22 protein-coding genes are annotated in these 25,754 nt (G+C 70.1%); 8 read left to right on the forward strand and 14 right to left on the reverse strand.

Translation table 11 applies throughout. The features are described 5' to 3' along the window. The 10 genes from OZ403_RS00600 to OZ403_RS00645 all read right to left on the reverse strand — a co-directional run bounded on the left by OZ403_RS00600 (position 1) and on the right by OZ403_RS00645 (position 13,600). Positions 1–3,201 carry a carboxypeptidase regulatory-like domain-containing protein gene (locus OZ403_RS00600; protein WP_268783232.1) on the reverse strand — a complete coding sequence of 1,067 codons (3,201 nt, stop codon included), beginning with the start codon at positions 3,199–3,201 and terminating at the stop codon, positions 1–3. Positions 3,202–3,270: 69 nt separating this feature from the next. Further along, a complete protein-coding gene (locus OZ403_RS00605) occupies positions 3,271–3,981 on the reverse strand; it encodes a lysophospholipid acyltransferase family protein (RefSeq protein WP_140786613.1) in 711 nt (236 codons plus the stop codon). Positions 3,982–4,082: 101 nt separating this feature from the next. Beyond that, entirely contained in the window at positions 4,083–4,952 is an 870-nt protein-coding gene (locus OZ403_RS00610) for an alpha/beta fold hydrolase (RefSeq protein ID WP_268783233.1), read from the reverse strand. An 81-nt stretch (positions 4,953–5,033) separates the two neighbouring features. Next, a complete protein-coding gene (locus OZ403_RS00615) occupies positions 5,034–8,258 on the reverse strand; it encodes an AAA family ATPase (RefSeq protein ID WP_268783234.1) in 3,225 nt (1,074 codons plus the stop codon). Next, the gene (locus OZ403_RS00620; RefSeq protein WP_174259962.1) at positions 8,255–9,508 is read right to left on the reverse strand and encodes a metallophosphoesterase family protein; all 1,254 of its coding nucleotides are present in this window, start codon (positions 9,506–9,508) and stop codon (positions 8,255–8,257) included. Before OZ403_RS00620 ends, OZ403_RS00615 begins: the two co-directional genes overlap by 4 nt. Before the next feature lie 232 nt (positions 9,509–9,740). Beyond that, positions 9,741–10,067, reverse strand: a complete 327-nt coding sequence (locus OZ403_RS00625) for a hypothetical protein (RefSeq protein WP_268783235.1) — start codon at positions 10,065–10,067, stop codon at positions 9,741–9,743. A gap of 143 nt (positions 10,068–10,210) precedes the next feature. Continuing rightward, on the reverse strand, positions 10,211–11,092 hold the full coding sequence (locus tag OZ403_RS00630; protein ID WP_140786617.1) for a methyltransferase domain-containing protein: 882 nt from the start codon (positions 11,090–11,092) through the stop codon (positions 10,211–10,213). Next, entirely contained in the window at positions 11,089–11,826 is a 738-nt protein-coding gene (locus tag OZ403_RS00635; RefSeq protein WP_140786618.1) for a hypothetical protein, read from the reverse strand. Before OZ403_RS00635 ends, OZ403_RS00630 begins: the two co-directional genes overlap by 4 nt. After that, complete coding sequence (locus OZ403_RS00640; RefSeq protein WP_268783236.1) at positions 11,823–13,181, reverse strand: sensor histidine kinase; 1,359 nt, start codon at positions 13,179–13,181, stop codon at positions 11,823–11,825. Before OZ403_RS00640 ends, OZ403_RS00635 begins: the two co-directional genes overlap by 4 nt. Continuing rightward, positions 13,178–13,600, reverse strand: a complete 423-nt coding sequence (locus tag OZ403_RS00645; protein WP_268783237.1) for a hypothetical protein — start codon at positions 13,598–13,600, stop codon at positions 13,178–13,180. Before OZ403_RS00645 ends, OZ403_RS00640 begins: the two co-directional genes overlap by 4 nt. Before the next feature lie 173 nt (positions 13,601–13,773). On the opposite strand from OZ403_RS00645, the gene OZ403_RS00650 reads away from it, so the two are divergent. Both OZ403_RS00650 and OZ403_RS00655 read left to right on the forward strand, forming a co-directional pair. Then, on the forward strand, positions 13,774–14,661 hold the full coding sequence (locus tag OZ403_RS00650; protein WP_140786620.1) for an EamA family transporter: 888 nt from the start codon (positions 13,774–13,776) through the stop codon (positions 14,659–14,661). Between the two features lie 88 nt (positions 14,662–14,749). Beyond that, positions 14,750–15,391, forward strand: coding sequence for a hypothetical protein (locus OZ403_RS00655; protein ID WP_268783238.1), 642 nt, complete (start codon positions 14,750–14,752; stop codon positions 15,389–15,391). Here OZ403_RS00655 and OZ403_RS00660 read toward each other — a convergent pair whose 3' ends face one another. Next, positions 15,392–16,132, reverse strand: a complete 741-nt coding sequence (locus OZ403_RS00660; protein ID WP_268783239.1) for an SAM-dependent methyltransferase — start codon at positions 16,130–16,132, stop codon at positions 15,392–15,394. A gap of 129 nt (positions 16,133–16,261) precedes the next feature. Here OZ403_RS00660 and OZ403_RS00665 point away from each other — a divergent pair, with 129 nt between their 5' ends. Next, positions 16,262–17,047, forward strand: coding sequence for an alpha/beta fold hydrolase (locus tag OZ403_RS00665; protein WP_268783240.1), 786 nt, complete (start codon positions 16,262–16,264; stop codon positions 17,045–17,047). Positions 17,048–17,072: 25 nt separating this feature from the next. Then, on the forward strand, positions 17,073–17,510 hold the full coding sequence (locus tag OZ403_RS00670; RefSeq protein ID WP_140786624.1) for a hypothetical protein: 438 nt from the start codon (positions 17,073–17,075) through the stop codon (positions 17,508–17,510). A gap of 868 nt (positions 17,511–18,378) precedes the next feature. Here the strand turns inward: OZ403_RS00670 and OZ403_RS00675 are convergent. The 3 genes from OZ403_RS00675 to OZ403_RS00685 form a co-directional block, all read right to left on the reverse strand. After that, positions 18,379–18,573, reverse strand: coding sequence for a hypothetical protein (locus tag OZ403_RS00675; RefSeq protein WP_268783241.1), 195 nt, complete (start codon positions 18,571–18,573; stop codon positions 18,379–18,381). A gap of 441 nt (positions 18,574–19,014) precedes the next feature. After that, positions 19,015–19,710, reverse strand: coding sequence for a molybdopterin-dependent oxidoreductase (locus OZ403_RS00680; protein WP_140872968.1), 696 nt, complete (start codon positions 19,708–19,710; stop codon positions 19,015–19,017). Further along, positions 19,703–20,362, reverse strand: coding sequence for a cytochrome b/b6 domain-containing protein (locus OZ403_RS00685; protein ID WP_268783242.1), 660 nt, complete (start codon positions 20,360–20,362; stop codon positions 19,703–19,705). The genes OZ403_RS00680 and OZ403_RS00685 overlap by 8 nt, the downstream gene beginning before the upstream one ends. A gap of 289 nt (positions 20,363–20,651) precedes the next feature. Here OZ403_RS00685 and OZ403_RS00690 point away from each other — a divergent pair, with 289 nt between their 5' ends. The 4 genes from OZ403_RS00690 to kdpB all read left to right on the forward strand — a co-directional run bounded on the left by OZ403_RS00690 (position 20,652) and on the right by kdpB (position 25,746). Further along, the gene (locus OZ403_RS00690) at positions 20,652–21,755 is read left to right on the forward strand and encodes an outer membrane beta-barrel protein (protein ID WP_268783243.1); all 1,104 of its coding nucleotides are present in this window, start codon (positions 20,652–20,654) and stop codon (positions 21,753–21,755) included. A gap of 108 nt (positions 21,756–21,863) precedes the next feature. Further along, positions 21,864–21,953 (forward strand): K(+)-transporting ATPase subunit F, encoded by a 90-nt coding sequence (kdpF, locus tag OZ403_RS00695; protein WP_140786629.1) that lies wholly within the window; start codon positions 21,864–21,866, stop codon positions 21,951–21,953. A 9-nt stretch (positions 21,954–21,962) separates the two neighbouring features. Then, complete coding sequence (gene kdpA / locus OZ403_RS00700) at positions 21,963–23,684, forward strand: potassium-transporting ATPase subunit KdpA (protein ID WP_268783244.1); 1,722 nt, start codon at positions 21,963–21,965, stop codon at positions 23,682–23,684. Position 23,685: 1 nt separating this feature from the next. Next, on the forward strand, positions 23,686–25,746 hold the full coding sequence (gene kdpB, locus OZ403_RS00705; RefSeq protein ID WP_140796909.1) for a potassium-transporting ATPase subunit KdpB: 2,061 nt from the start codon (positions 23,686–23,688) through the stop codon (positions 25,744–25,746). The last annotated feature ends 8 nt before the right edge of the window (positions 25,747–25,754 follow it).

A 25,754-nucleotide genomic window follows, 5' to 3' on the forward strand; every position in this document is an offset into this window, starting at 1 on the left:
TCAGGGCAGGGGCCGTGGCGTCACCTGGATGTCCCGCTCCAGCGTCTCCCCCTCCGCGAGGAAGAGCTCCTCCCGGTGGACGGTGAAGCGGGCGGGTTTCCCCTCTTCCAGCAGGACGATGAACGTGTACGCCCCAGCCGGGAGCTGCTCGTACACCAACACGCCATCCTGGCTCTTCGTGGACGCTCGGATGTCTCCGAAGCGGGCCCTCGTGCGCAGCTCCCGCGCGGACACGGTCGGTGACACCGTGCCCGACAGCAACGCCTGGTAGAGCCCTTCGCCCGGCCTGGCCGGAGGCATCCGGATGCCGAGCCGCATCGTGCCGCCGCCGGTGGCTTCCGTGAAGGAGAACGTCACCTTCCCCATGGGGGGAACCTTCACGCGCTGCGGAAGGAAGGCCACGCTGCGGCCTTCCGCGTTCTGTCCCATGGAAGCCGACAGCGTGTAGGTGCCCGCCGGGACGTTCCGGGCCTGGAACGTCCCCAACGCTTCGTCCACCGCGGCGGAGTAGTCCCCGTCGTTGGCCACGAGCTGCACAATGGCTTCCGCGGGCTTTCCGTCGCGGTCCTTCAAGGTGCCGTCCACCTGGGCGCCCGGGTAGATTCGCAGCTCCAGTGTTTCGTCACCGGTGCCAATACGCTGGCGCATCTCGGGGTGGCCCCGGTTCGTCTGGACCAGCAGGTCCAGCGGGCGTGCTTCCAGCGGGGTGAAGGCAAAGGTTCCGTCCGTGTCAGAGGCCTCCGCGGCGATGGGCGCGACCTCCTCCAGCGCGCCACCTTCACCGGGCAGGTGGACCGCAACGACGGCGTCCTCGATGGGGCGCGACGTCTCCGCGTCCACCACCCGGCCGCGCACGTGGCGTCCGGCCTCCAGCCGCACCGCGCCCAGGTCCACGTCCTCGCCCGCGGAGACCTGCACCTCGCGCATCGCGCGTGTCAGTCCGGGGGCCTCGAAGGTCAGCCGCTGCGCGCCCGCGCGCTCGGCGGTGAGCCTGAAGGTGCCCTGGGGGTCCCGGAAGGACTGCTGGTCAATGGTGAAGCGGGTGATGGGCGAGCCATCCCCGCGCACCACGCGGCCGCGGATGTGGCCCTGGCTCCGCAGTATCAGCCGCACGTCGTCCGCCCCGGACCTCGCGAGGACCGCGGGCGGTGAGAGGCCGTCCGCCGTGGGGCTCCGGGCTTCGAAGACATATCTGTCCTTCGACGCGCGCAGCGCGCACGCGCCCTCCGCCAGGTGGTGCAGGACGAAGCGGCCTTCCGCGTCGCTGGAGGTGCTCTCGAAGACGCCGTCACGGGGGCTGGGGACGTTGTTCCCGTCCACCAGCGCGTTCGCGACCGGGCGTCCGTGCTCGTCCACGACGATGCCGGACACCGGGGCTCCCGTCTCCAGCCGCAGCGAGACCTCCACGGTTTCGGTCCCCTGCACGGTGACGGTGCGCATCACCTGGTGGTCGGTGTCGCCGAGGTCCGAACCGGGGATCAGGGTGTACGTGCCCGGGCCCACCTCGGTGAGGGAGAAGCGTCCCTCCGCGTCCGTTTCGGTCTCCTGGGAAGCAACCGTCTCACGGGTGTCCACGAGGCTGAGCGTCATGCCGTGGATGGGCACGCCCTGGGTGTTCGTGACGACTCCCTCCACCCGGCCCGCCGCGCGCAGCACCACGCTGAGCGTGGGTCCAGGCACGTTCACCTCCACCCGCTCTTCCATGTGTCCATGGTGGGTGAGGACGAGCGTGTAGTTCCCAGGGGTGGGGAACGTGAGCTCGAAGCGGCCGTGTTCGTCCGAGGTGGTGGGGTCGACTTCTTCGCGGAAGGTCTCGGTCTCGGTCTCGGTCTCGGTCTCGGTCTCGGTCTGAATCTCGTCGTCCACGTCGATGTCCACGCCGGACAGGGGGTTGCCCTGGGTGTCGGTGACGGTGCCTTGGAGGAGATGGGCGCGGCGGAGGGTGAAGTCCACGCGCTCGCCGGAGCTGGCGACCGCGTCACGGAGCTGGCCCTGGTAGCCGGGGGCCATGACGTTGAAGATGTAGGGCTCCAGTCGCAGGGGGCCAATCCGGAACCGGCCATCCTCCGCCGTGGTGACGTAGTCCGCGGGAGGTGCCCGTCCCCTGGCCGCGCCGGCGCCTACCCTGGCGCGAGCAACGGGGCGTCCGGACTCGTCACGCACGGAGCCTTCCACGTAGACGAGCGTGCCCAGCCGCACGGTGGCCTCCGCGTCCCCGCCTTCCTCGGTCAGCGCCACCGTGGCGAAGCCGTACTCGCCTTGATGCTCCGCGCGCACCTCGTAGTCGCCCGGAGCGAGTGGCTCGAAGGAGAAGCGGCCCTCGTCGTCCGTCACGGTGACATGCGGCGTGTACTCCACGTGGACTTCCGCTCCGGACACCGGCTTGTCCTGGGCGAGCACGCGGCCGGACAGTCGTCGCGGTGGATGAAGGACGACAGGGTTGAGCTTCTCCTCGTCCACCTGTTGGAGCGAATCCGTCAGCAGGCCTTCGCTGGTGGCGACGACGGTGTATTCGCCCGGTGGGAGGGGACCGAAGGCGAAGCGGCCGTCCGCGCCGGCCTGGGCATCGAAGAAGCGGGTGTGGTCCTGGTGGAAGAGCGTCAGGCGCGCACCGGGCAGTGGTGTGCCGGACTCGGCGACGACGCGGCCAGGCAGGAAGCGGCCTGATTCGAGCACGAGCTGCACGTCCTGGGCGTCGGTGCGGACATCCAGCGCCAGCGTGGCGTGGCGCTCGCCGATGGCCCAGAGCGCCACCATGCCCTCGGGGAGGTTTTCGAGAAGGAACGTTCCGTCCGCCGAGGTGTGGGCTTGGGCCACCACGGGCGCGGCGCCGTGACCGGCTTCGACGAGCGCGCGCACCAGTTCCTCGGGCTCGCCGATGCAGCCTCCGGAGGACAAGGGCAGCTCCGGTGAGCGCGTGTCGCAGGAGCGGGCGGACAGGGACTCGCCGGGCATGTCGCGCGTGGCGGTGACCTGGATGCCGGCGGCGGGGCGGCGCCGCGGGTCGAGCACGCGTCCGCGAAGCGAGTGGTTGCCACGCGGTGGGGGCGTCGGGACGCCGAGGTCGCGTCGTGACGGGATGCGCTGCGCGGTGGAGGTCGCTGGCCGCTCGCCGGTGTCCTCCCACCGGTGGACGAGCGCCACGGCCAGGAGCAGCGCGAGCCCTCCGAGTGCGACCATCACCAGCGGCTGTTTGCGCATTGCGTCCCCCGGAGCGCGAGCCCCGCCTCGAACCCGGAGCGTATCTTCGCCTGGGGGCTCGGGCTGGCGCTACGGGGTGGCGGCGCCGGGCGTCAGGGCCTCGATGCGCGCCTTTTCCGAGACGATGAGATTCCGGACGTGCTCACGCAGGGACGCCACGTCGGTGAAGGCGCTGGGGTCGACGGGGGGCATGACCTGGACGTGGCAGCGGGCAGTGGTCTCCAGCACCAGGCCATGCTTGGGCAGGGTGCGCGCGGTGCCGGTGAGGACCACGGGGATGACGGGGCAGCGCTGCTGCAAGGCCAGTGCGAAGGCGCCGTCCTTGAAGGGCTTCACGACGCCGTCCGAGGAGCGCGTGCCTTCGGGGAACATGAGGATGGGCACGCCGCGAGACAGCCAGTATTCGCAGGCGGTCATCATCTTCATGATGCTCGCCTTGTCACCGCGCACCAGGGGGACATAGCGGTTGAGCCGCATGTTCCAGCCGATGAGCGGCAGCTTGAAGTTCGACGCCTTGGAGACCCACTTGAAGGGGCGGTAGAGGCCGAAGAGGACCAGGATGTCGCCGAGCGACTCGTGGTTGGACACGAGCACGGCCGGGCCCCGCCAGGGCAGGTGTTCGCGGCCGTCGACCTCCAGGTGCCAGAACGGGTTGACGTAGAAGTAGAGCTGCGCCCAGAAGCACGAATACAGGTGCAGGACGCGTCCGTTGCGGTCGAACGGCAACGTGACGAGCCAGACCAGCACGGCGCCCACGAAGAGCACGGCGCTGGAGAGCATCAGGAACGCCCAGAAGACGATGGAGAAGAGGAGTCGAATGGCGCGCAGTGTGCCACAGGCTCGCGACAGGTGGGCTTGTACTTGGATGTGTCGCGCGGGACCTACCGGGCGAGCAACGACGTGAGGATGTGCTCGGCATGCGTCCACAGCAGTGCGCCCCCGGCGCTTGGCTCCACGCGGCGCTGGGCCGTGGGAATCCTCGTCGCGAGCGTCTGTCCGTGGTCGGGTGAGTGAACAGTGCTGGTATCAAGTGCGCCGTACCAGAGGTCCACGGGCACGGTGAGTGTCTCCAGTTCAAAGGGCCATCGGGACATGGCCAGCACGGTGTCCCGTGCGTAGCCCGCAGTGCCTTGTGAGAAGGCTTCGTCCAGCGCGCGCCGGTACGCTTCGGCGAAACGTGGCTCGGTGTACACAGCGCGGTCCGCTTCGTGGCTCATGCCGATGACCATGTTCCACATCATCTGAGCGCTCATCCCCGCGAAGAATGCCTCGGCTTGGGCGGGATCCATGGCGGTGAGGTCGACCAGCTTCGCGACGTCCGGATGGAGAAGTGCACGCACGGCCGGGTGTGCCAGTTCGTCCCCACCTGAAACGAGCGCAACCGCTTCCACCTCCTGCGTGGCCGCGCAAGCCAGCGCGAAAGGCGCGCCCTGTGAGAAACCCACCGCGCGAAGTCCGTTCAGCGCCCGAGCAACACGGAAGTTCCGGATGTCACTGGCCCAGTCCAGGAGACTCCGCTGTGGCATGGGCGTGGACGCCCCCAAGCCTGGTCTATCGACGGAGATGAGCCGGACGCCCGTTTTCTCCAACACCGCCGAGCCAAAGCCCAGCCACCGGCTGGTCGCCGCTCCCGGACAGAGCAACACGGGCCTGCCTGTGAGCGGACCCCACTCACTCCAGCCCAACACGCGCCCGTCGGGCAGTCCTGTCGTCCCCTGTCGTTCGGGGTTCCGCATATCGGTGGTCATCATGGCTCGGAGGGTCGCTGCCAGGGACGGAACCTGACGTATCTCCGATACGTTTCGGGCACGTCATCCTGGCGCTTCGCTGGGCTAGCCCGTCTTCAGCACGGACACCGGCGCGGGCGGTTCACTCGTGGATGCGTCCAGCGCCTGCACCCGCGCGCCCTCGGCGGCGAAGGCGTCTCGCAGCCAGGGATGGCAGGTGAAGGCGATGACCTGCTGGTGCTCGGAGAGCTTCGCTAGCAGGTGGATGGCTCCTCGCGCCCGCTCCGGGTCGAAGTTCACCAGCACGTCGTCGACGATGAGCGGCAGCGCCCCGCGCGTCTCGCCGAAGTCGCGCACCACCGCCAGCCGGAACGCGAGGTAGAGCTGCTCACGCGTCCCTCGGGAGAGCTGCGCCGCGCTCCAGTCTCGCTGGCCATCACCCACGCGCAGCTCGCGCTCCTCTCCCGTGGGGATGAAGACGCGCTGGTAGCGGCCCTGGGTGAGCGCGGCGAAGTGCTCCGAGGCGAGCTGCACCACCCGCGGCTGCTGCTCCTCCTCGAAGCGGCGCCGGGCCCGGGCCAGCAGTGCCAGGGTCAGCCGGTCCGCCGCGTACTGCTTCGCCAGCTCGGCGGCCCGCGCGCGCAGGGACTCCTCGACGATGCGGAGCTTCGCCAGCGCGTCGTCGTTCTCCCACTGCTCCAACTGGTGGCTGAGCGCGCCGCGCTCCGTGAGCACCGCCTTCAGCCGGTCCTGGGCCTCCGCCTGTCTGTCGCGCAGGGACTCCAGTTCCACGCGCAGGCCCTGCTCGCCGCCCACGTCGATGAGCGCTTGCCGCGCGGGTGTCTCCGACAGGCCCGTGCGCGCCTCGATGCGGTGCGACAGTTCCCGCGTCCGGCCCGTCAGCTCCACGTAGCGGCGCGCCTGCGCGGCGCGGCGGCGGAAGGTCTCCTCGTCGGCGCTGCCACCTTCGGCCAGCAGCGTCGCCAACGCCGCTTCTTCGTCGTGGCACAGCCCGTCCAGTCGCGCCTTCTCCGCGCGCAGTTCGTGCCGCCGCTCTTCCAGCGTCCTGCGCTCCAGGCTCTGCGCGCGCTCCGCTTCCAGCGCCGCCGCCACCCGCGACGCCAGGGGTTCCATGACACCGGCGTCCAACTCGCGGGCCTCCGTCGCGCCTGGGATGAGCTCCGCCACCACGGCCTCCGCCCACAGCCGTGACGTCACCAGGGCGCAGACCTGCGCGTCCACAGTGAGCGCGGCTTCCTCCGCGCCCACGTCCAGGAGCCGCTGGCGGAGCGCCGCCGCGTCCCGCCACAGCGTCAGCGCCGCGGACGCGGCCAGGGTGGGGGGGAAGCACCGCTCGGACAGCAGGGCCGTCAGCTCCGCGCCCAACTGTTCCTGTCGCGACTCCGCCTCTCCCACCGCATCGCTCGCGCGGTGCTCCTCGCGTCGCGCGGCGGTGTGCTCTGCGTGCAGTGTCTCCCGCTCCCGCTGGAGTTGCTCGAGCCGTCCCGCTCGCTCCAGCGCATCCGCCAGCACGGCTTCCCGCGCCGCCATGTCCGCCGCCGTCGCCACCAGGTTGAGTCCGGCCTCGGCCGCAGCGGCCAGCAACTCGCGGTGCAGCAGTTCCTCCCGCGCGGACAGGCTCATCAAGGCCGCTCGCAGCCGCTCCTCTTCCTGTTGCCGCCAGCGCTGGCGCGCGCGTTGAGCCTCCACGTCCGCGTCGCGCGCCGTCTCCACGCGGCGCCGGGCCAGCTCCAGCACGCCCGTCAGAAGCAGTCCGCCCACGAGGCACAGCGCGCCCACCACGTTGCCCGCCAGCAGCCACGCCGTCACCGCGAGCGCCACCACCATCGCCGCGACCGCCGGCACCCACCACGTGGGCAGCACCGCCGCCGTCGCCTGCGGCTCGCCCTGGGTGCGGACGCTCTCGAATTGCCGGTGCATTTCGGCCCGCTGCTCCGACAGGCGCTCCATCTCCGCGCGTACGGTGCGCAGCCGTCCCAGCCCCGCCTGTTGCTGGCGAACTCGCGATGCCCGCTCCTCCGGCAGCGTCGACAGCTCCGCGTCCACCCGCGCCAGCGCGCCATCCAGCCGCTCACGCTCCGAGACGGCGCGGGCCCATGCGCCCTCCGCCTCGCGATGCGCGACCTCGGCCGCTCCTAGCCGGAGCGCCAACTCCTCCAGCGTCACGCGGACGCTCACGCTCAAGTCCAGCGCCAGCAGGCCGGGGCCATCCACGGGCAGGCCCAGCTCGCGCAAGGCCAGCTCCACCTGCCGCTGCTTCTCCGCCAGGGCGGCCCGGCGGGAGGGCAGGGCGCGCAGCAGCGCGGCGCCCTCGGTGTACGCCGCCAGGGCCTGGCTCAGCGCCTCCTCGCGACCCCGGACCCCGGACGGCGCGGACAGCCGCTCCAGTCCGGCTTCCACCGTGGCCAGTCGCTCCGCCAGCCGGGCGCCTTCCGCGCGATAGCTCCTGCGCCGGTGCAGGCCGTCCTCGAGCCGCGACTCACCCGCCTCGGGGAAGGTCTCCAGCGCGGGCAGCGTCGCCAACTCGGCCCGGGCCTGCGCCAGCGCCGCCACGTCTCCGAGCGCCGCTTCCAGTCGCGTCAGCCGCTCCAGTCCAGTCCCCGTCTCCAGCAGCTCCGCTTCGAGCGTCCGTTGCTCCTCCACCAGCGCGCCCAGCCGCTCCTTCTCCGCGAAGTAGCGCGCGGGCCGGTCTCCCTCCTGTCGCAGCCGGACCTGGACGTCCTCCAGGGCCTTCAGCGTCTCGTTCAGCGAAGGCTTCACGCCGTTGGGCTTGTAGATGCCCTCGGTGCTCTTTCGGAGCTGGTCCATGACCTCCGGCAACCGGCGCGCACCGCGCATGCTGGCGGCCACCAGGGCCTCGGAGGCACCTCGCTGCTCGGTGAGCCGCTCGAAGCCGGCCAGCTCATCCAGGCGGAAGGCGAACACGTCGAAGAACAGCTCGCGAGACACGTGGGCCAGCGCGCTCTCCAGCGACTCCTTCGAGAGCTCCTTCCCCTCCGCGTCGCGCACCGACAGCTCGCCCTCCGACGAGCGCCGGCTCGCGATGCGCCGCACCAGCAGCGGTCCCGCGTGGGTGGTCAGCGTCAGCTCGCCGCCGAACGCGCCGCCGTGGGCCGGCTCGTAGCGCTCCGGCTGGCCGCGCTTCTCGAAGCCGAACAACATGCTGCGCAGGAAGGCCAGCAGCGTGCTCTTCCCCGCCTCGTTGGGTCCGTACATCAGGTGCAGTCCCGGCCCCAGGTCGTGCGCGAGGCCAGAGAAGCGGCCGAAGCCGAGCACGCGCAGCGCGTCGATGCGCAGCCCCGGCTTCATGACGTCTCCTCCTCGTGCAGCGACTCCACGCCGTGCAGCCCCGCTTGCACCACCCACTCCGCGCGGGGCGCGTCCAGCGCGTCCACGCCCAGTCGCTTCAGTCGCTGGCCCAGCGCGCCCAGGGTCTCCTCTTCCCACAACCGCGCCAATGCCTCCGGGTCCTCCGCGAGGAAGCCCACCTCATCCAGCAGCGTGCGCGCGAAGCCGCCCGCCGCGCACACCGCCTCCAGGTCCACCTCTGGCCGGCTGCTGTCCCGCAGCGACTCCAGCAGCACCGGTGGGTGGCTCCTCGCGAGCTGTTCGCGCAGGTCCACTTCCAGCTGTGCCAGCGCGCCAGGGCGGGCCAGCTCGCGGTGCAGCGGACCTCTTCCGGTGAGGGTGAGGCGCACCGCGTGGCCGTCCAACTCGGGCGCGCAGCGCGCCTCCACGCCTTCCATCGCCGTGGCCAGCAGTCCGTCCAGCGTGCTGACGCCGGTCAGCGGCACCTCCAGCTTGTGCCAGCGCACGCCGTCCACCGGGATGAAGCGCCGCCGCATGCCGCCGTCCTCCACCTCCACCAACATGCATCCGCGCGGGCCGGTTTCGTTCGCGTGCCGGCCCTGTGGGTTGCCGGGGTACACCGCCACGCCGCCGCCGGGGAGCATGTGCTCGGCGCGCGTGTGGACGTGGCCCAGCGCCCAGTAGTCCAGCCCGCGCGAGCCCAGCCCCGCGGTGGTGCAGGGCGCGTAGTTGGCGTGGCCCTCCGCGCCGCCCAGGTTGGCGTGCAACAGTCCCACGCTGAAGCCATCCCCGGTGCGGCGGAAGCGCGCGGAGAGGTCGTCGCGCACCTCCACGTCCGGATAGGAGATGCCCTGCACGCGGCACAGTCGCCGGCCCTCGCGCTTCACCTCCACTTCTTCCCAGTCCGGGCCGAACACCTTCACTGACGGCGGCAGCCCCAGCGCGCCGGTGTCTCCGCTCAGCGGGTCATGGTTGCCGTGGACGATGAAGGTAGAGATGCCGGCCGCGTCCAGCCGGCCCAGTTCGCGTCGCAGCGCCAGCCGCGCGCGCACCGAGCGGTCCTTCACGTCGAAGAGGTCTCCGGCGAGGAGCAGGAAGGCCACCCGTTCTCGCAGGCAGACCTCCGTGATGCGCGCGAGCGCTCGGAACGTCGAATCCTGGAAGCGTCCCAGGAGCGGCCCCTGGGTCGCGACGCCTCGGAAAGGCGTGTCCAGGTGCAGGTCGGCGGCATGAACGAACTTGAAGGGCATGGCGCGCCGCACAACGTACCCGATGCGGGCGGGTGACCCGACATTCCGGCCCGGACGCTCGGTCGCTGGCCGACAGCGACCCCGCCCTTTGTGCCTGGGTGGCGTCGACTCGCCGCCAGAACGGGTGTGACGGGTAGGACAGAGCCGAGCCAGGGCCCAGAAGCGGAGCGGGGCCCGGGAGCATCCCGGACCCCGTGGGTTGCTTGCTCGCGGCGGGTCGCGAGCAGGCGGGCTACTGCTGACCTTCGGGGCTGTGCGTCCCGGTGTCCTGGGTGTTGTGGTCGTTCATCATCCCGGAGCCACCGGTGCCGGCGTCCTCGTTCATCATCCCAGAGCCGCCCGTGCCGGCGTCGTAGCCCTGCATCTCCTGGCCGGAGCCGCCGGTGCCGCCGGTGCCGTCGCTGGGGCGCGGCTGCTTGCCCTGGCCGCTACCGCCGGTGCCCTCCATGCCCGGAGTGGTCGTCGTCCCTTTATGGTCACGGTTCTGTTCCCTGCATCCCGTAACCGACATCGCCACCGCCACCGTACCGAGCACCATCCACCGATTGAAAGCCTGCATCGCATTTCCTCCCTGAGTAGCGACTGGCCCAAGGCTGGAGGCGACCCTCGCGTGTTGCACCCCGCCCCCTCGACCGTTGCGCACGCACGCCTGGGCTGCAGCCAGGCGGCCAGGGGCTGGCTTTCGTCAGAGGTGTCGCGGCCTCAGTCCACCCGCCGGAGCACGAGCAGCCCGTACTCCAGACCGCCATCCATCAACGCCTGCTGCAAGCGCAGGTGCTCGCGGCTGGACTCGCCGCGGCCGGCCTGAGCGAGCGCACGCAGGGGATGCTGGGAGGGGTGTGCCGAAGCGCGCTCATGCACCATCAATTCCAGCGTCAGCGACCAGAATCCCACCACGCGTGAGGACACGTCGTCGCGCACCTCCAGCTCCAACCCCGCGGCGTGCGCGGCGGACAGGTACTCATCGAGCGAGCCGATGCGCGTGCGCCAATACCGGTCAAAGCCGGGGGCCAGCTCTGGACGGCAGAGGAAGCAGTCGGCGATGGCCAGCACGCCGCCTGGCTTCAGCAGCGTCCGCGTGCGGCGGAACCACTCGGAGCGCGGCAGGTAGCAGGCGCTCTCCACCGCCACCACGGCGTCGAAGGCCGCGCGGCCCGGCACGGAGAGGGCGTCACAGAGGATGGGGCGCACGTGCGCGCTCACGCCCGCGGCCTCCGCGAAGCCGCGCACCAGCGCGACATGTGAGGGGACGTTCGTCACCGCCGTCACCTGCGCCTGGTGCTCGGTGGCCCAGTACAGCGCGCCGCCGCCCAGGCCACAGCCGATGTCCAGCACCTCTCCGCCATCCGGGAAGCGGCCCACGGCGCGCGCCAGCTCCACCAGCAGCGCTTCCTGCGCGAAATGGACAGTGTCGCGCAGCACCTCCGAGGGCGCGCCGGGCGGCGGCACCACGTCCACCAGCCCGGAGTGATAGTGCACGCGCGGGCCGGGCCCGTAGCGTTGGAGCAGCCGCTCCGTCTTCGCCTCGTAGTACGCGCTCACCTCGTCGCGTCTCCACTCGGGTTGCACGGCTTCGGCTCTCATGACTCCCCCTCTGGCAGCATCGGTTCGATGCGGCGGAGCGCCGCGTCCAGGCAGCGCAGGTCCTGGCGGCGCAGCGCCCGCGCGGCGGCGCGCGCCCAATCCACCACCGCGTGACGGTCCGCCTCGGGCATGCTGGTGAAGCGCACGTCCCGCGTGCGGATGTCCTCCGCCACGTGCGCGGCCACGCCCAACACCCGGCCCGCCGCCGCCGCGCGCGGCTCCAGCACCGTGCCCGCCCACAACACGCGCAGGTACGCGGCCCACTGCTGGCCGGCGATGCCCTCCGCCACCTGGCGGAACAACGGCGCCGTCCATTCACTGGCGCGCACCTCCAGCGCCTGCGGGCCGGCGGCCACCGCCAGCGTGCGGACCGCCTCTTCCAACACCGGGCCCGGCAACTGCGCCTGCGCGCCGCACAGCGTGGCGAAGGCCAGGTTCTGGAGGATGAACTGCACGCACGGCCCCACGCGGATGGGTGGGTCGTGGTACGTGCACTCGCCGTCGATGAGGTCGTCGGCGAGGTTGCCCGCGCTGAAGCTGAGGAAGAGCCCGGCGCCGCGCGCCAGCAGGGCCTCACGAGGCAGGCCGGCCTCCGCGCCCGCCTCGTAGAAGAGGGACAGGGGACCCGGCTGCGCCGCCTCCAATGCCGCGAGCACGTCTCGCTCCGACACCTCCGGCAAGCCCAGCCGGCGAAGCGCGCGCAGCGACTCCTGGTACAGGGCTCCGCCGCTCATCGGTACTCCCTGGGAAGGACCATGCGGAGCACGGCGCCGCCCCCGGCCGCGTTCTGCCGGTGCAGCATGCCGCCGCTGGCGCGCAGCAGGCACTCGCTGGTGTAGAGGCCCAGGCCCGTCGCGTGGGGCTTGCTGGTGTACAGCGCCTCGGCGGGGCGGCCGAGCTGGCCGGGCGGGAAGCCGGGGCCGTCATCCGAGATGGTGACCTCCAGGCGCCCGCTGAGTGGCTCCACGCGCGCGTGGATGTGGACCCGCGCCGCGCCTTCCTCGCCGTTGCCCTCGCAGGCGTTGAGCACCAGGTTCTCCACCACGCGGCGCAGCGTGGGCGCGCCGCCGCGCATCAGGGCGAGCAGGGGCGGAGAGGGCGGCTCCACCTCCACCTGGATGTCCACGTCCGGGAAGCGCAGGCCCACGCTGGCCTGCACCGAGTCCAGCACCGGCGCCAGCTCCACGGGCTCCGGTTCCATACCGGCATGGCGACGCCCCTTGTTGCGGGCGTCCATCATCATGTCCCGTATCTGCGTCAGGTTGTCGTTGAGCTGCCGGAGCAGGTCGTCGAACTCGGTGCGGCCGGGGCCCGGGCGGTGCGCGCCCACCACGGCGAGCATGTCCGCCGCGCTGCCCGCCGCCATGAGCGCGTTGTCGATGTCGTGGTGATAGCCCAGGATTTCCGACAGCGCCTGCGACAGGCGGCCCACGTCGCGCTCCTGCTGCTCCAGCAGTTGCGCGTGCACGGCGGCGCGCAGGCGCTCCGCGTCCGCGCGGGCCCGGTCATGCTGCACGGCGAAGGTCCCCAGGTAGAGCTGGGCGGTGAGCGCCGCGGGGCCGATGACGCCGAAGAGGGCCAGGTGTTCGTCGCTTCCGCGCAGGGGCAAGGCCAGCGCCAGGGCCAGCGCGGTGCCCAAGGCGAGGAAGGGCTGGCGCGGCGTCACCCGGTGCAGGCGGCCATGAAAGGCGGTGGTGAAGAGGAACAGCGAGGCCAGGACGGCGGCCCCTGGCGGCGCCGACAGCGCCATCAGCGCGGCCACGAAGAAGTGCATCGCCGCCACGCTGAAGATGAGCCACACCCAGCCCCAGGGCTCGATGCGGCGCCGCCGCCGGTGGACGAGCGAGAACAGGACGCCGCTGGTCAACATGGGCGCGGCGCACAGCAGCGCAGTGCCGAAGTGGATGCCGAAGAAGCTCCGCGCGCCGGGGGCCCAGGCCGTCATGGCCAGCAGGCTCGGCACGAAGGCACAGAGCGCGAGCCACGCGCCCAGGCCCGAGGCGGCCAGCACCTCCGCGGCATCCTGGGCGCGCGTCCACCGCCGGAACGAGGACAGGAGGGCCTGTCGCCCGGCGGAGCGCGGACTCATACGGTGGCGGACAGGATGTCACCCGCCGTACCCAGGCTGGACGACTCCTCGGTGGCGCGTTCGGCCCGGAGGTTCAGTTCGTTGACGATGTCCGCGTTGCCGCGCTGGACCAGCTGCACCGACACCTCGCCGCCCGCGAGCACGTGGTGGAGGGCCTCCAGCACGGGCCGCAGTGCGGGGCTGAGCGTGCGCGCACCCAACGGACCCTCCATCGCGCCCAACTCATTGCAGCGCGCCAGGTAGGCCGTCAGCGCGCTGTCACGGGCGGTGTCGCCGCGCGAGCCGTCGTGCGCTGGCCTGGCCGCGCGGTTTCGAGGCCGCGGCGTCGCGGGCGCGCCCGTGCGGGCATCCCAGCGCGGTGGGCATTCTCGTCGCGTGCGAAGTGGATGGAACCGGATTTCTCGGACTCTTGGCGTCATGCTGGCTCCCCCCCGGGGCCTGGCACAGTCGTTTCACCCCCGAGCAAAGCGAAGGCCCCCCCGCGCCGTCAAACTCCCGGCCAGGCGAGTGTTGTCCAGCGTGTTCTCTTCACCCTTCAGGGCAGGCGGGTGATACGGGATGGACAGCGGGCGCGGTGGAAGAGGTGTGCGGAATGTCTCGAGTCTTGACGAAGCCGGGGCCAGTCACGGTGGCGGTCCTGATGTTGCTCGTCGCGATGGCCTCCATCCAGACGGGCGCTTCGCTGGCCAAGCAAGTCTTTCCCGTGCTGGGCGCGGCGGGGGCCACGGCGCTTCGCGTGTTCTTCGCGGCGCTCATCCTGGCGGCGGTGTTCCGGCCCTGGCGGCAGCGGCTCACCCGCAAGGACTTGCGGGCCGTGGCCATCTACGGCGCGGCGCTGGGCGGGATGAACCTGACCTTCTACCTGGCGCTGGAGCGCATCCCGCTGGGCATCGCCGTCGCCATCGAGTTCACCGGGCCGCTCGCCCTGGCCATCTTCTCCACGCGCCGGGCGCTCGACTTCGTGTGGGCGCTGCTGGCCGTGGCTGGCATCCTGCTGATTCTTCCGCTGTCGGAGACGTCGCGGGCGCTGGACTGGATGGGCGTCTTCTGGGCGCTGGTGGCCGCCACCTGCTGGGCGCTGTATATCCTCTTCGGTCAGCGGGCCGGAGGCGCCGTCCACGGCGGCACGGCGGCGTCGCTGGGCATGCTCACCGCGGCGCTGCTGGTCATGCCCTTCGGCGTGGCGCACGCGGGCATGAAGCTGCTGGACGTGTCGCTGCTGCCGCTCATCCTCTGCGTGGCCGTGCTGTCGAGCGCGCTGCCGTACTCGCTGGAGATGTATGCCCTCAAGGCGCTCCCCACGCGCACGTTCGGCATCCTGATGAGCCTGGAGCCGGCGCTGGCCGCCGTGTCCGGGCTGCTGCTGCTGAAGGAGCAGCTGTCGCTGGTGCAGTGGGCGGCCATCGGCTGCATCATCCTGGCGTCCGTGGGCAGCTCCGCGACATCGCGCAAGCCCGCTGAAGCCGCCGCCGCGAGCTGACCGGAAGGGTTCGTCGACACCGTTCTCCGGAGCTGTGCCTGTCTTCGGGCTCGCAATGGGGCCCGGCGCCGGGCTAGAGGACGGCCTCATGCGTGACCGAATCCAGGCCGTGCTCCGCCAGCTTGCCCAGACGCCCGACGTGGAGGCGCGCTGGCTCCACACCCTGTCCCTGATGGAGTTCATTGGCGCGCGGAAGATTTCGCGCACCGTGGCGGACCGGCACCCGACGCTGGAGGTGCTGGAGCACCTGGCCGACGAGACGCGCCACGCCTTCGCCTTCAAGCGCCTGTCCGCCGAGGTCGCCGGCGCGGAAATCACCACGTTCCTCTGCCCGGAGGCCGCGGGCCGCTACTTCCAGGCGCTGGACCACGAGCTGGCCACCTGGGCGACGTCCTTCACGGGCGCGCCGGATGTCTACCTGCACTACCTGCTCACGACGACGGCCATCGAGCGGCGCGCCATGGTGCTGTATCCGCTCTACAAGGCCGCGTCCCGCCAGCCGGCCGTGCGCGAGGAGCTGGGGCGCGTCGTGACCGAGGAGCAGAGCCACCGGCGCACCATCGAGGACGCGTGTGTCGCGCGCCTCACCGCCGTGGGCGCCACGCTGGACGCCGCGCTGGCGCTGGAAGAGCGGCTCTTCGCGGCCTTCATCGGTGAGCTGGAGACCGCCGTGGCGCGGGAGTCGGGCGCCCAGGACGCCTTGGTTCCGGCGCCGCCGCCGCGGATGTGACTACAGCGCGTCGTCTTCGCCGCCGGGCGCGCCCGTGCCATGGGCGCCCGAGAGGACAAGCGTGCCGTCCATCAGCTCCGCGCGCAGGTTGCGGGCCTTGCGCGCCCGCTTGCGGCTGAGCTCCACGCCCACCGCGCCCAGACCCAGCGCGTTGGCCACGGCCAGCACGGTGCCGTGGCCACAGAAGGGGTCCACCACCGTCCGCGTCCGCGTGTGCTCCAGGATGAAGCGGCACGCGATGAGGCACGCCTCCACGCCCATGCCGCGCGTCCACGTCACCTCGCCCGCTTCGGGCAGGACGTCGGGCGTGGACTTCGCCATGTCCACGCGGACGCCGCGCGAGAAGCACAGCATGTGGGAGTACGCGGGCCGGCCGAACGTCACCGTCCCGGGCGGCCGCCGGCACACCACCTTGTGCCAGAGCAGGTCGACGCCCACCTCCTCCGCGGCGCGAGCCACCAGGTAGCCCTTGTCCACCCAGGTGCCCTCTTCCTTCACGTCCGTCTGGTAGAAGATGGCCACGCCTTCGGGCGGCACGCGCGCGAGGATGAGCTCCGCGGCGCGGATGAACCAGGCCTTCCACTCCGCCAGCGACAGGGACGGGAACTCGGACCAGTCCGGCAGGGACGCGATGGCCGAGCTGCCCTCCAACACCGGCCGCGCCTCCAGCCACACGAGTGCGTCTTCGCAGTACACCGTGCGCTTCGCTGCGCCCGTGGCGCCTGCCTGTTCGTCCACCATGTGGTGCTGGAGTCTGCCAGAGCCGCGCGCACTCCGCGTCGGGCTGGTCAACACGCCCAAACCGTGGCTTGCTAGCGCTTCCGTAGATTTCTACAATCCTGTTTTATCTCGTTGCAACGGAGAGACGGAATGCCCACGACTTCAGCGAAAGACGGGACTTCGCTCCACTACCGTGTCGTGGGTGAGGGTCCGCGCACGGTCATCCTGGTCCACGGTTGGATGGTATCAGGCGCCGTCTGGGATGCGCTGGTGGAGCGCCTGGACCTGACGGGGCTGCGGCTGGTGATTCCGGACATGCGGGGTTCCGGTCAGTCGGGCCGCCCGGATGGAGGCTTCAGCCTGGAGTCGCTGGCGCACGACGTGCTGGCCGTGGCGGACGCCGTGGACGCGCCGCGCTTCACGCTGGTGGGGCACAGCATGGGCGGCCAGTTGGTGAAGTGGGTGGCCGCGGAAGTGCCGGCGCGCGTGGAGGGGCTGGTGCTCCTCAACACGGTGCCCGCCGCGGGGCTGCCGTTGCCTCCGGATGCGGCGGGGCTGTTCCGCACGTCGGCGGAGAGCCGCGAGAAGAAGCAGACCATCCTCGGACTCGCGTGCAAGCAGCTGTCGCCGGAGGCCCTGGAGGCGTTGGTGAAGGACTCGATGGGCGTCAGCCCGGCGGCCATCGAGCACGTCTTCGACGCGTGGACGGCGGGTGGCTTCGCCGACAAGCTGGCCTCGATTACGGCGCCCACGCTGGTGTTGGCCACGGACGACGCCTTCCTGCCGGCGGCCTTCCTGCGGGAGGCGGTGGTGTCGAGGATTCGTGGCGCGCGCCTGTCGTACCTTCCCGGCCCCGGTCATTACCCACAGGTGGAGCGCCCGGCGGAGACGGCGGCGCTGGTGTCCGCCTTCCTCGCCGGCTCCCTGCCGGTCTGAGCGCCGGTTTCGAGGAGGCAGCACGATGGCCTGGAACATGTCCTTCGAGTACGACGCGCAGAACGACGTCGTCACCGCGTATTTCACCGACTGCATCCTGGTGAATGAGGCGGACGTCCTTCGCTGGCGGAAGGACGTCGAGGAGCGCCTTTCCAAGTACCCGTCCAGGGTGGACCTCCTCATCAACCTGGACGGGCTGGTGGTGAAGTTCACCGCTGGCCGAGTCTTCGGCAAGGAGCGCCGTGAGGTGTTGGAGCGCTACACGCACCGCTCGTACCGCTTCGGTGGTGACGAGATGACGCGCATGTTCGTGCTCACCAGCGGCGCCATCAACGGCGCGGCCGTCAATCACTACGCCACCCGCGACGAGGCGCTGGCCGCGCTCCAGGCCGAGCGCGAGGCGCTGCGCAAGCGGGGCTTCTCGCCCTTTGGCGGTGGTGGCTTCGTCGGCAGCAAGGTCTGAGCCTTGACGGCCAGGGACGGGCGCCGTCGAAGCGGCCCCCGTCCCCCAGCCTCATGAGCAGTGCGTCTGAACACACGCTCCATCGCAGTCGTAGACGCATTGAACGACCGACCGGCAGGTCACCCGCCACACTGCATCGGGGGCCTGGCACGTGCCGTTGCTCCCCGCCCGCAGGCAGCCCCGAGTCTCGAGCGACTGGGAGTAGTAGTAGGTTCCTTCATGGCACATCGCGGGAAAGACGGTGCCAATGCCGCACCACCCGGCCTGATAGGCATACTCGCTTTCGGCGGAGGTGTAGATCGTCTTCCGGCCATAGGTCCCAGCCCGCGGGTCGCAACCGCGTGTGCACGTGGTTTGATTGAGGTAGATGCCATTGCAGAAGCCGGCGCATGCCGAGGAGCAACCCCAGCTCGTCGCCTGCCAGCCGCTCGGGCAATCACCATCACACTGCGAGAACGTCTCGGTATTGGGGGCGCAAGTGACCTGATTGTAGTTGGGGGTGCCGCTACACGAGCCGCCACAGGCGGTCGGATTGCAGAGCTGGCTCGTCACATGATGCCCTGCAGGGCAGGTTGTGCCACAGAGCGTCAATTCCTGCGCGGCTTCGCCAAGTTCAAGCTCGTTTCCGGACCCTTGAGGTTCTTCGTCTGTCTGGGGGTTGCATCCCCCAAGTACAAACATGCCGCAGAGCGCCGCGGTCAGGGCCGAAAGTCTCATCATTCCTTGCATGGTCGAACGCCTCTTCCTTGGAGGGTGTTTCTTGGAGTGATGGGCGGTCGTACCAGTGGTGAATGTCTGCGTCCATCTGCCTGGTCGGATTTCCGCCCGCGGAAGTGTGTCTGTTGAGGCGGCCGTGCGCCCGGCGCGCTCAGCAGTCTGTCTTCACGCACTCGCCTTCGCAGTTGTAGACGCAGTCGATGCGCGACCGGCAGTTCACCTCCCAGATGGCGTCGGGGTCGCCGCAGGAGCCATTGCTTCCCACGGTGTGGCAGAAGAAGTTCGAGAGTAGGTGGGAGTAGTAGTACGAGCCGTCGATGCAGACGTCGTGGGCAGTGTGGTGCACCAGTCCTCGTCGTTGGCATACGCGTCGTGGTAGCGGAAGTCGGCCTCCAGTTCCCCGTGCGTTCCTTCACGGGAATCACAGATGGGAGTGCACGTCGTCGCGTTGACGTTATAGGGCTCGGGACAGAACGGACCGCACTCCGGCCTGCAACTGCTTCCGATTGTCTGGAAGTGACTGGGGCAGGTGTAGCCACACATGGTGTCGCTGAGTCCAGCGGCCTGTCCGTCAACCTCCTGCGTCTGGGGGGCATCCGCATATCGTGCATCGCAGCCGCCCAGGACGAGGACGCCGCAAAGGGATGCCCTCAGGAGTGAGTGCGTTTGCGGCTGGCCCATGGCCCTGTCTCCTTGTGAGTTGTTCTCGTGATGCTGGCTCTGAAATGCCGCGAGTGAATGCCTGACTGTCGTTGATGTCGTGGGAGGGTGGCGAGTTCAGGGGGCCTCACACGCCCGCGAACCACTCGTAGCCGCGGTCTTCCCAGTAGCCGCCGGTGGGCTCCGGGAGGAAGTTCACCTCGGTGAGGTACTTCACCATTTTGTAGCCCAGCTTCACGCCCGAATAGAGGCGCAGGGGCGCGCCGTGTCCGGGCGTCAGCGGCTGGCCGTTCATGCCGTAGGCCAGAATCGTCTGCGGATGGAAGGCGCTGGGCCGGTCCCAGGACGAGTAATAGCCCGCGTCGAACGAGCGCAGCTCCACGTAGCCCGCGCGGGTGTCCGCGCCCACGTGCCGGGCCAGCTCGCTCAGGCGCACGCCATGCCAGGACGCCACCGCGCTCCATCCTTCCACGCAGTGGTGGCGAATGCGCAGGTCCGTGCGAGGCAGGCGCTGGAGTGCGTCCAGCGTCAGCACGCCGGGCCGCGCCACCAGTCCGCCCACCTGGAGCGCCCAGCCCGCGGGCGCGAGCGGCACCGTGTCGGAGACGAAGTACTCGGGGAACTTGCCGGGAGGCGTCGTCTCTTCGGGTGGCAGCTCCGGCGCCAGCCGGCGTTCGTCGAACAACACGGCCTGAGCGCGCGCGTTGAAGCGCTCCATGACGCCCAGGAAGCCCTCGCGAGGGCGGCTGCTATCACACGCGCTGGCCGAGAGCGCGGTGGCGCCCAGCAGTGTCGTGCGCCGTGTGAGGAGGTGTCTAGGCATCCGGCTTCCTTCCGCCCGTCACCATCTCCGCCAGGCTTCGCGGGTGGAGCAGCACCAGGACGATGTGGCCCACGGTGAAGAGGGCGAGCAGCGCCAGGATGACGAGGTGGATGGCGCGCGCCGCGTCGTAGCCACCCAGCAGCGAAGTGAGCGCGCCGAGCTGCACGGGCTTGTAGAGGACCAGCCCGGAGAGCACCGCGAGCAGGCCCAGCGCCAGCGTGCCCGTGTACGCCAGCCGCTGAAGGCCGTTGTAGAGCCCCTGCGCGGGTGCGTGCTTTCGCACGCGCAGGTAGAAGGCGAGCGTGTCCAGGGCGTTGCGTGTATCGCGGCGGGGCAGGAAGAGGCGGCGGCGCCACTCACCGCTGAGGGCGAGGTAGATCACGTACGCCACGCCGTTGAGCATGAGGAACCACGCGAAGGCGAAGTGCCAGTGCCGGGCTCCGGCCAGCCAGTTCCCCAGCCGCATCCATTCGGGCGGAGGGATGCCCTGGAAGGGATACCATCCATAGGGCCGTCCCTGCGGCCCGAGCATGGGATAGGCGACAAGTATCTGGAGTCCGCTGGCCGCCATGATGAGCAGCAGCGGTACGTTGAGCCAGTGGGTGACTCGGATGAGCCACGGCTGAGGCCTGCGTCGTTCAGGGGCTTGCACGCGCGCGGAAGAAAGCACCCGGCGTCACGCGGCGTGGGCTCGGCTTGTCCCGCGTTGGTGGACAGCCGTCATTCAGGGCGGGTGCCGCTCACCTTGCGTCGACGTGAGGACGGGCCCTGGCCTCGCGGGGCAGGAAGAGGCGGCGGGGTTTCAGCTCGCACGATGCTCTCGAGCCCGTTCGTGCAAGTTGCAACCTGGAGAATGGCAGCAGGCACACAATCCCCTGGAATGACAGGGGGCGCGTGAGCCGTGGCCAGGCACGGCGCGTGCTCTTGGGGAAGGCACGACCATGTTCCCTTCTCCACTGCCAGCCCTGGTGTCCTCCCTGTTGCTGTCCCAGGCTCCCCCGCCGGAGCCGTCCCCCGATGCCGAAGCCCCGGGCCTGCTGTCTCGCCTGAAGGTGGAAGGCGGGGTGGACGTGTACTTCGGCTACAACGCCAATCGCCCCGCCGACGGTGCCAGTTTCATCACTGGCACGGGCACCACTGCCCGGCGGGACAACGAGGTCTCCATCAACCTCGCGTCGCTGGGGGTGTCGCTCGCGCCCGCGCCCGTGGGCTTCAAGGTGCTGCTGGGCTTCGGCACCGGCATCGAGGTGCTGCATCAGGCCGAGCCAGAAGGCCCAGCCATCGGGCCTGAGGTGTGGCGTCATCTCCAGCAGGCCACGGTGTCGTACGCGACGGGGCCCCTGACGCTGGAGGCGGGCGTCTATCCCAGCCACATCGGTCTGGAGTCATTCCAGTCGCAGCTCAACTGGAACTACACGCGCTCGTGGATGGGCGAGCTGTCGCCTTACTACCAATCCGGCCTCAAGGGCACCTGGACCTTCGATGACGCGTGGAGCGCGCAGCTTCACCTGCTCAATGGTTGGCAGACGATTGGGGAGAACAACCGCGGCAAGGCGCTGGGCACGCAGGTGGCCTACGCCGGCCCACGGTTGTCCGCCGCGCTCAACACCTTCGTGGGGGATGAAGGTGACGGAGGCCTCCGTCTCTTCGCGGACGCCGTGGCCACCTGGAAGGTGACGCACGCCTTCGCACTGGCCGCCACGGCGGACGTGGGCCGGCAGGCGCGTTCCGGACAGTCCGCGGCCTTGTGGTACGCGGCGGGCTTCAACGCGCGGGTGCAACTCTCCGACGTCGTGGCCGTTGCCGCCCGGGTGGAGGCCTATCGCGATGAGGACGGGCTCATCACGGGTGCCGTCCAGACGTTGGCGGGCGGCACCCTCACCCTGGAGTTGAAGCCCGCCGAACACCTGGTCCTCAAGATGGAGGCGCGCCGCGACACCTCCACCGCAGACGTGTTCACCGGCCGCGCCACGGGAGGGGATGGCGCGCCCAGGCTCGAGGACGCCGAGACGCTCGGGGTGCTCAGCGCCGTCGCCTGGTTTTGAACGGGAGCCCCATCTCATGGACCTCGTGCTCGTTCTTGTCACCACCGCTTTCTTCGCGCTCGCGTGGGCCTACGTCCACGGCTGCGAGCGCCTGTGAGGCATTGCCCGATGACTTTCGAATACGCCGCTGGCGCCGTCCTGTCCGTGCTGCTCGGTGCCTACCTCATCTACGCGCTGCTCCGCCCGGAGCGCTTCTAGGCCCCCTTCATGTCCTTCATCGGTTGGTCGCAAATCCTGTTGTTCTTCGCCCTGGTGCTGGCGGTGACGAAGCCGCTGGGGGCCTATCTCTTCCGTGTCCTCGAAGGGGACACCCGTCCGCTGCCGCGCGTGCTGGGCCCCGTGGAGCGCCTGCTGCTGCGCCTGTGCGGCGCGGCGGACCGGCGCGAGCAGACGTGGGTGGCCTACGTGAGCTCGCTGCTGGCGTTCAGCCTCTTCAGTGTCCTCATCGTCTACGGCCTCCAGCGCGTGCAGCACCTGCTGCCGCTCAACCCGCAAGGGCTGGGAGCGGTGGGGCCGGAGCTGGCGTTCAACACGGCCGCCAGCTTCACCGCCAACACCAACTGGCAGTCGTACGCCGGTGAGTCCACGCTCAGCTACTTCACGCAGATGGCGGCGCTGGCGTGGCAGAACTTCGTCTCCGCCGCCGCGGGAATCGGCGTGGCGCTGGCGCTGGCCCGGGGCTTCACCCGCCGGCTCGGTCCGGACGGGCAGAAGACGCTGGGTAACTTCTGGGTGGATGTGATGAACGCCACCCTCTACGTGCTGCTGCCGCTGAGCCTCGTCTACGCGCTCTTCCTGGTGTCGCAGGGCGTGCTCCAGAACTTCGCGCCCTATTCGCAGGGGGTGACGCTGGAGGGAGCGAGCCAGACGCTGGCGCAAGGACCGGTGGCCTCGCAGGAAGCCATCAAGATGCTGGGCACGAATGGCGGCGGCTTCTTCAACGCCAACAGCGCGCACCCCTTCGAGAACCCCACGCCCTTCACCAACCTGGTGCAGATGCTGTCCATCTTCGCCATTCCCGCGGCCCTCACGTACACCTACGGGAAGATGGCGGGAGACATCCGGCAGGGGTGGGCCCTGTTCGCGGCGATGTCCGTCCTCTTCCTCGTAGGCGTGGCAGCGGTGTACGCGGCGGAGTCCCAGGCGAACCCGGCCTTGAGCGCCGCGGGACAGGTGGCGCAGGCTGGGAACCTGGAGGGCAAGGAGGTGCGCAACGGCGTCGCGGCCTCCGCGCTCTTCGCCGCCGTCACCACCGCGGCCTCGTGCGGCGCGGTGAACGCGATGCATGACAGCTTCACGCCCCTGGGCGGCCTGGTGCCCATGGTCAACATGCAGCTGGGCGAGGTCGTCTTCGGCGGCGTGGGCGCGGGCCTCTACGGCATCCTCATCATGGTGGTGCTCAGTGTCTTCATCGCCGGGCTGATGGTGGGCCGTACGCCCGAGTACCTCGGCAAGAAAATCGAGGCGCGGGAGATGAAGCTCGCCATGCTGTACGTGCTCGTCTTTCCGCTCTTCACGCTGGGCTTCAGCGGGCTGGCCGCGGTGCTGCCGCAGGGCGTGTCCTCGCTCAACAACGCGGGGCCGCATGGCCTGTCGGAAATCCTCTACGCGTACACCAGCGGCACGGCGAACAATGGCAGCGCCTTCGCGGGCCTCAACGCCAACACGCCCTTCTGGAACATCACGCTGGGCGTGGCGATGCTCGGCGGACGCTTCCTGATGATGGTGCCCGCGTTGGCCATCGCCGGCTCCATGGTGGGCAAGAAGGTGGTGCCAGCGGGCCCGGGCACCTTCCCCACGCACGGCGTGCTCTTCACCGGTCTTCTGGTGAGCGTGATTGTCATCGTCGGCGCGCTCACGTTCTTCCCCGCCCTCTCCTTGAGCCCCATCGTCGAGCACTTCCTCGCCGGGGCCGGAAAGCTCTACTGAGATGTCCTCGCCTGCTTCGAAACCGGCGTCGTTGCTGGACGCCTCGCTGCTCAAACCGGCGCTGGTGGACAGCCTGCGCAAGCTCCACCCGCGCGACGTGGCGCGCAACCCCGTCATGTTCGTGGTGTGGGCCGGGAGTCTGCTCACCACGGTGTTGGTGGTGAAGGACGTGGTGTCGCCGCACCCGGATGCCGCGCCGTTGGGCTTCACCGTGCAGGTGATGCTGTGGCTGTGGTTCACCGTGCTCTTCGCCAACCTGGCGGAGGCCGTGGCGGAGGGCCGCGGCAAGGCCCAGGCTGGCGCCCTGCGGAAGATGCGCAAGGACACCACCGCGCGTCGCTGGAAGGACGGGCGCGAGGAGCGCGTGCCCGCGCCGGACCTGCGCAAGGGCGACGAGGTGATTTGCGAGGCCGGGGACCTCATCCCCGGTGACGGCGAGGTGGTGGAGGGCATCGCCAGCGTGGACGAGTCCGCGATTACCGGCGAGTCCGCCCCCGTCATACGCGAGTCGGGTGGTGACCGCTCGGCGGTGACGGGCGGCACGAAGGTGCTCTCCGACCGCATCCGCGTGCGCATCTCCGCCAACCCCGGCGAGTCCTTCCTGGACCGGATGATTGGCCTGGTGGAAGGCGCGGCCCGGCAGAAGACGCCCAACGAGGTGGCGCTCCACATCCTGCTGGTGGGGCTCACCCTCATCTTCCTGCTGGCGTGCGTGACGCTGGTGCCGCTGGCGCTCTACTCGGGCGTGCCGCTGTCGGGCACGGCGGTGGTGGCGCTGCTGGTGTGCCTCATTCCCACGACGATTGGTGGCCTGCTGAGCGCCATTGGCATCGCGGGCATGGACCGGCTGCTGCGCAAGAACGTGCTGGCCATGAGCGGCCGCGCGGTGGAGGCGGCGGGTGACGTGGACACGCTGCTGCTCGACAAGACGGGGACCATTACCCTGGGCAACCGCATGGCCACGGAGCTGCTCCCCATGCCGGGAGTGCGGATGGAGGAGTTGGCTGAGGCCGCGCAGCTCGCCAGCCTCGCGGACGAGACGCCCGAGGGTCGCTCCATCGTCACGCTGGTGAAGGACACGTACAAGATGCGCCCGCGCGAGCTCCAGGCGCACCACGCCACCTTCGTGCCCTTCACCGCGCAGACGCGCATGAGCGGCTGTGACCTGGTGGACCCGCACCCGCGCAGCATCCGCAAGGGCGCGGTGGACGCCATTGTCACGTACGTCTGTTCCCATGGCGGCGCGGTGCCGGACGAGCTGGCGCATGCATCGGGCCGCATCGGCGACGCGGGTGGGACGCCGCTGGCGGTGGCGGACGGTGCGCGGCTGCTGGGAATCATCCACCTGAAGGACGTGGTGAAGGGCGGCATCAAGGAGCGCTTCGACCGCTTCCGCGCCATGGGCATCCGCACGGTGATGATTACGGGCGACAACCCGCGCACGGCGGCGGCCATTGCACGCGAGGCGGGCGTGGATGACTTCCTGGCCGAGGCGACCCCCGAGGCCAAGCTGGCCCTCATCCGCACCGAGCAGGGGCGCGGCAAGCTGGTGGCCATGACGGGGGACGGCACCAACGACGCACCGGCGCTGGCCCAGGCGGACGTGGGCGTGGCGATGAACACCGGCACCCAGGCGGCGAAGGAGGCCGGGAACATGGTGGACCTGGACTCCAACCCCACCAAGCTGCTGGAGGTGGTGGAGGTGGGCAAGCAGTTGCTGATGACGCGCGGCACGCTGACGACCTTCTCCATCGCCAACGACGTGGCGAAGTACTTCGCCATCCTCCCGGCGCTCTTCATGGGCGTCTTTCCCCAGATTGCGCCGCTCAACGTGATGGGGCTGTCCTCGCCGTTCAGCGCGGTGCTGTCGGCGGTCATCTTCAACGCGCTCATCATCATCCTGCTCATCCCCCTGGCGCTGAAGGGCGTGCGCTACCGCCCGCTGGGCGCCGAGGCCCTGCTGCGGCGCAGCCTGCTGCTGTACGGCGTGGGCGGCGTCATTGTTCCCTTCGTGGGCATCAAGGTCATCGACGTGCTGCTCGGCGCCGTGGGTCTGGCGTGAAAGGACTT

The sequence above is a fragment of the Myxococcus sp. NMCA1 genome, assembly GCF_026810205.1.
GTDB lineage: Bacteria > Myxococcota > Myxococcia > Myxococcales > Myxococcaceae > Myxococcus > Myxococcus xanthus_A.

Coding starts and splice junctions, on each gene's coding strand:
- OZ403_RS00600 (WP_268783232.1), bottom strand. CDS start 3,201: ATGCGCAAACAGCCGCTGGTGATGGTCGCACTCGGAGGGCTCGCGCTG.
- OZ403_RS00605 (WP_140786613.1), bottom strand. CDS start 3,981: ATGCTCTCCAGCGCCGTGCTCTTCGTGGGCGCCGTGCTGGTCTGGCTC.
- OZ403_RS00610 (WP_268783233.1), bottom strand. CDS start 4,952: ATGATGACCACCGATATGCGGAACCCCGAACGACAGGGGACGACAGGA.
- OZ403_RS00615 (WP_268783234.1), bottom strand. CDS start 8,258: ATGAAGCCGGGGCTGCGCATCGACGCGCTGCGCGTGCTCGGCTTCGGC.
- OZ403_RS00620 (WP_174259962.1), bottom strand. CDS start 9,508: ATGCCCTTCAAGTTCGTTCATGCCGCCGACCTGCACCTGGACACGCCT.
- OZ403_RS00625 (WP_268783235.1), bottom strand. CDS start 10,067: ATGCAGGCTTTCAATCGGTGGATGGTGCTCGGTACGGTGGCGGTGGCG.
- OZ403_RS00630 (WP_140786617.1), bottom strand. CDS start 11,092: ATGAGAGCCGAAGCCGTGCAACCCGAGTGGAGACGCGACGAGGTGAGC.
- OZ403_RS00635 (WP_140786618.1), bottom strand. CDS start 11,826: ATGAGCGGCGGAGCCCTGTACCAGGAGTCGCTGCGCGCGCTTCGCCGG.
- OZ403_RS00640 (WP_268783236.1), bottom strand. CDS start 13,181: ATGAGTCCGCGCTCCGCCGGGCGACAGGCCCTCCTGTCCTCGTTCCGG.
- OZ403_RS00645 (WP_268783237.1), bottom strand. CDS start 13,600: ATGACGCCAAGAGTCCGAGAAATCCGGTTCCATCCACTTCGCACGCGA.
- OZ403_RS00650 (WP_140786620.1), top strand. CDS start 13,774: ATGTCTCGAGTCTTGACGAAGCCGGGGCCAGTCACGGTGGCGGTCCTG.
- OZ403_RS00655 (WP_268783238.1), top strand. CDS start 14,750: ATGCGTGACCGAATCCAGGCCGTGCTCCGCCAGCTTGCCCAGACGCCC.
- OZ403_RS00660 (WP_268783239.1), bottom strand. CDS start 16,132: ATGGTGGACGAACAGGCAGGCGCCACGGGCGCAGCGAAGCGCACGGTG.
- OZ403_RS00665 (WP_268783240.1), top strand. CDS start 16,262: ATGCCCACGACTTCAGCGAAAGACGGGACTTCGCTCCACTACCGTGTC.
- OZ403_RS00670 (WP_140786624.1), top strand. CDS start 17,073: ATGGCCTGGAACATGTCCTTCGAGTACGACGCGCAGAACGACGTCGTC.
- OZ403_RS00680 (WP_140872968.1), bottom strand. CDS start 19,710: ATGCCTAGACACCTCCTCACACGGCGCACGACACTGCTGGGCGCCACC.
- OZ403_RS00690 (WP_268783243.1), top strand. CDS start 20,652: ATGTTCCCTTCTCCACTGCCAGCCCTGGTGTCCTCCCTGTTGCTGTCC.
- kdpF (WP_140786629.1), top strand. CDS start 21,864: ATGACTTTCGAATACGCCGCTGGCGCCGTCCTGTCCGTGCTGCTCGGT.
- kdpA (WP_268783244.1), top strand. CDS start 21,963: ATGTCCTTCATCGGTTGGTCGCAAATCCTGTTGTTCTTCGCCCTGGTG.
- kdpB (WP_140796909.1), top strand. CDS start 23,686: ATGTCCTCGCCTGCTTCGAAACCGGCGTCGTTGCTGGACGCCTCGCTG.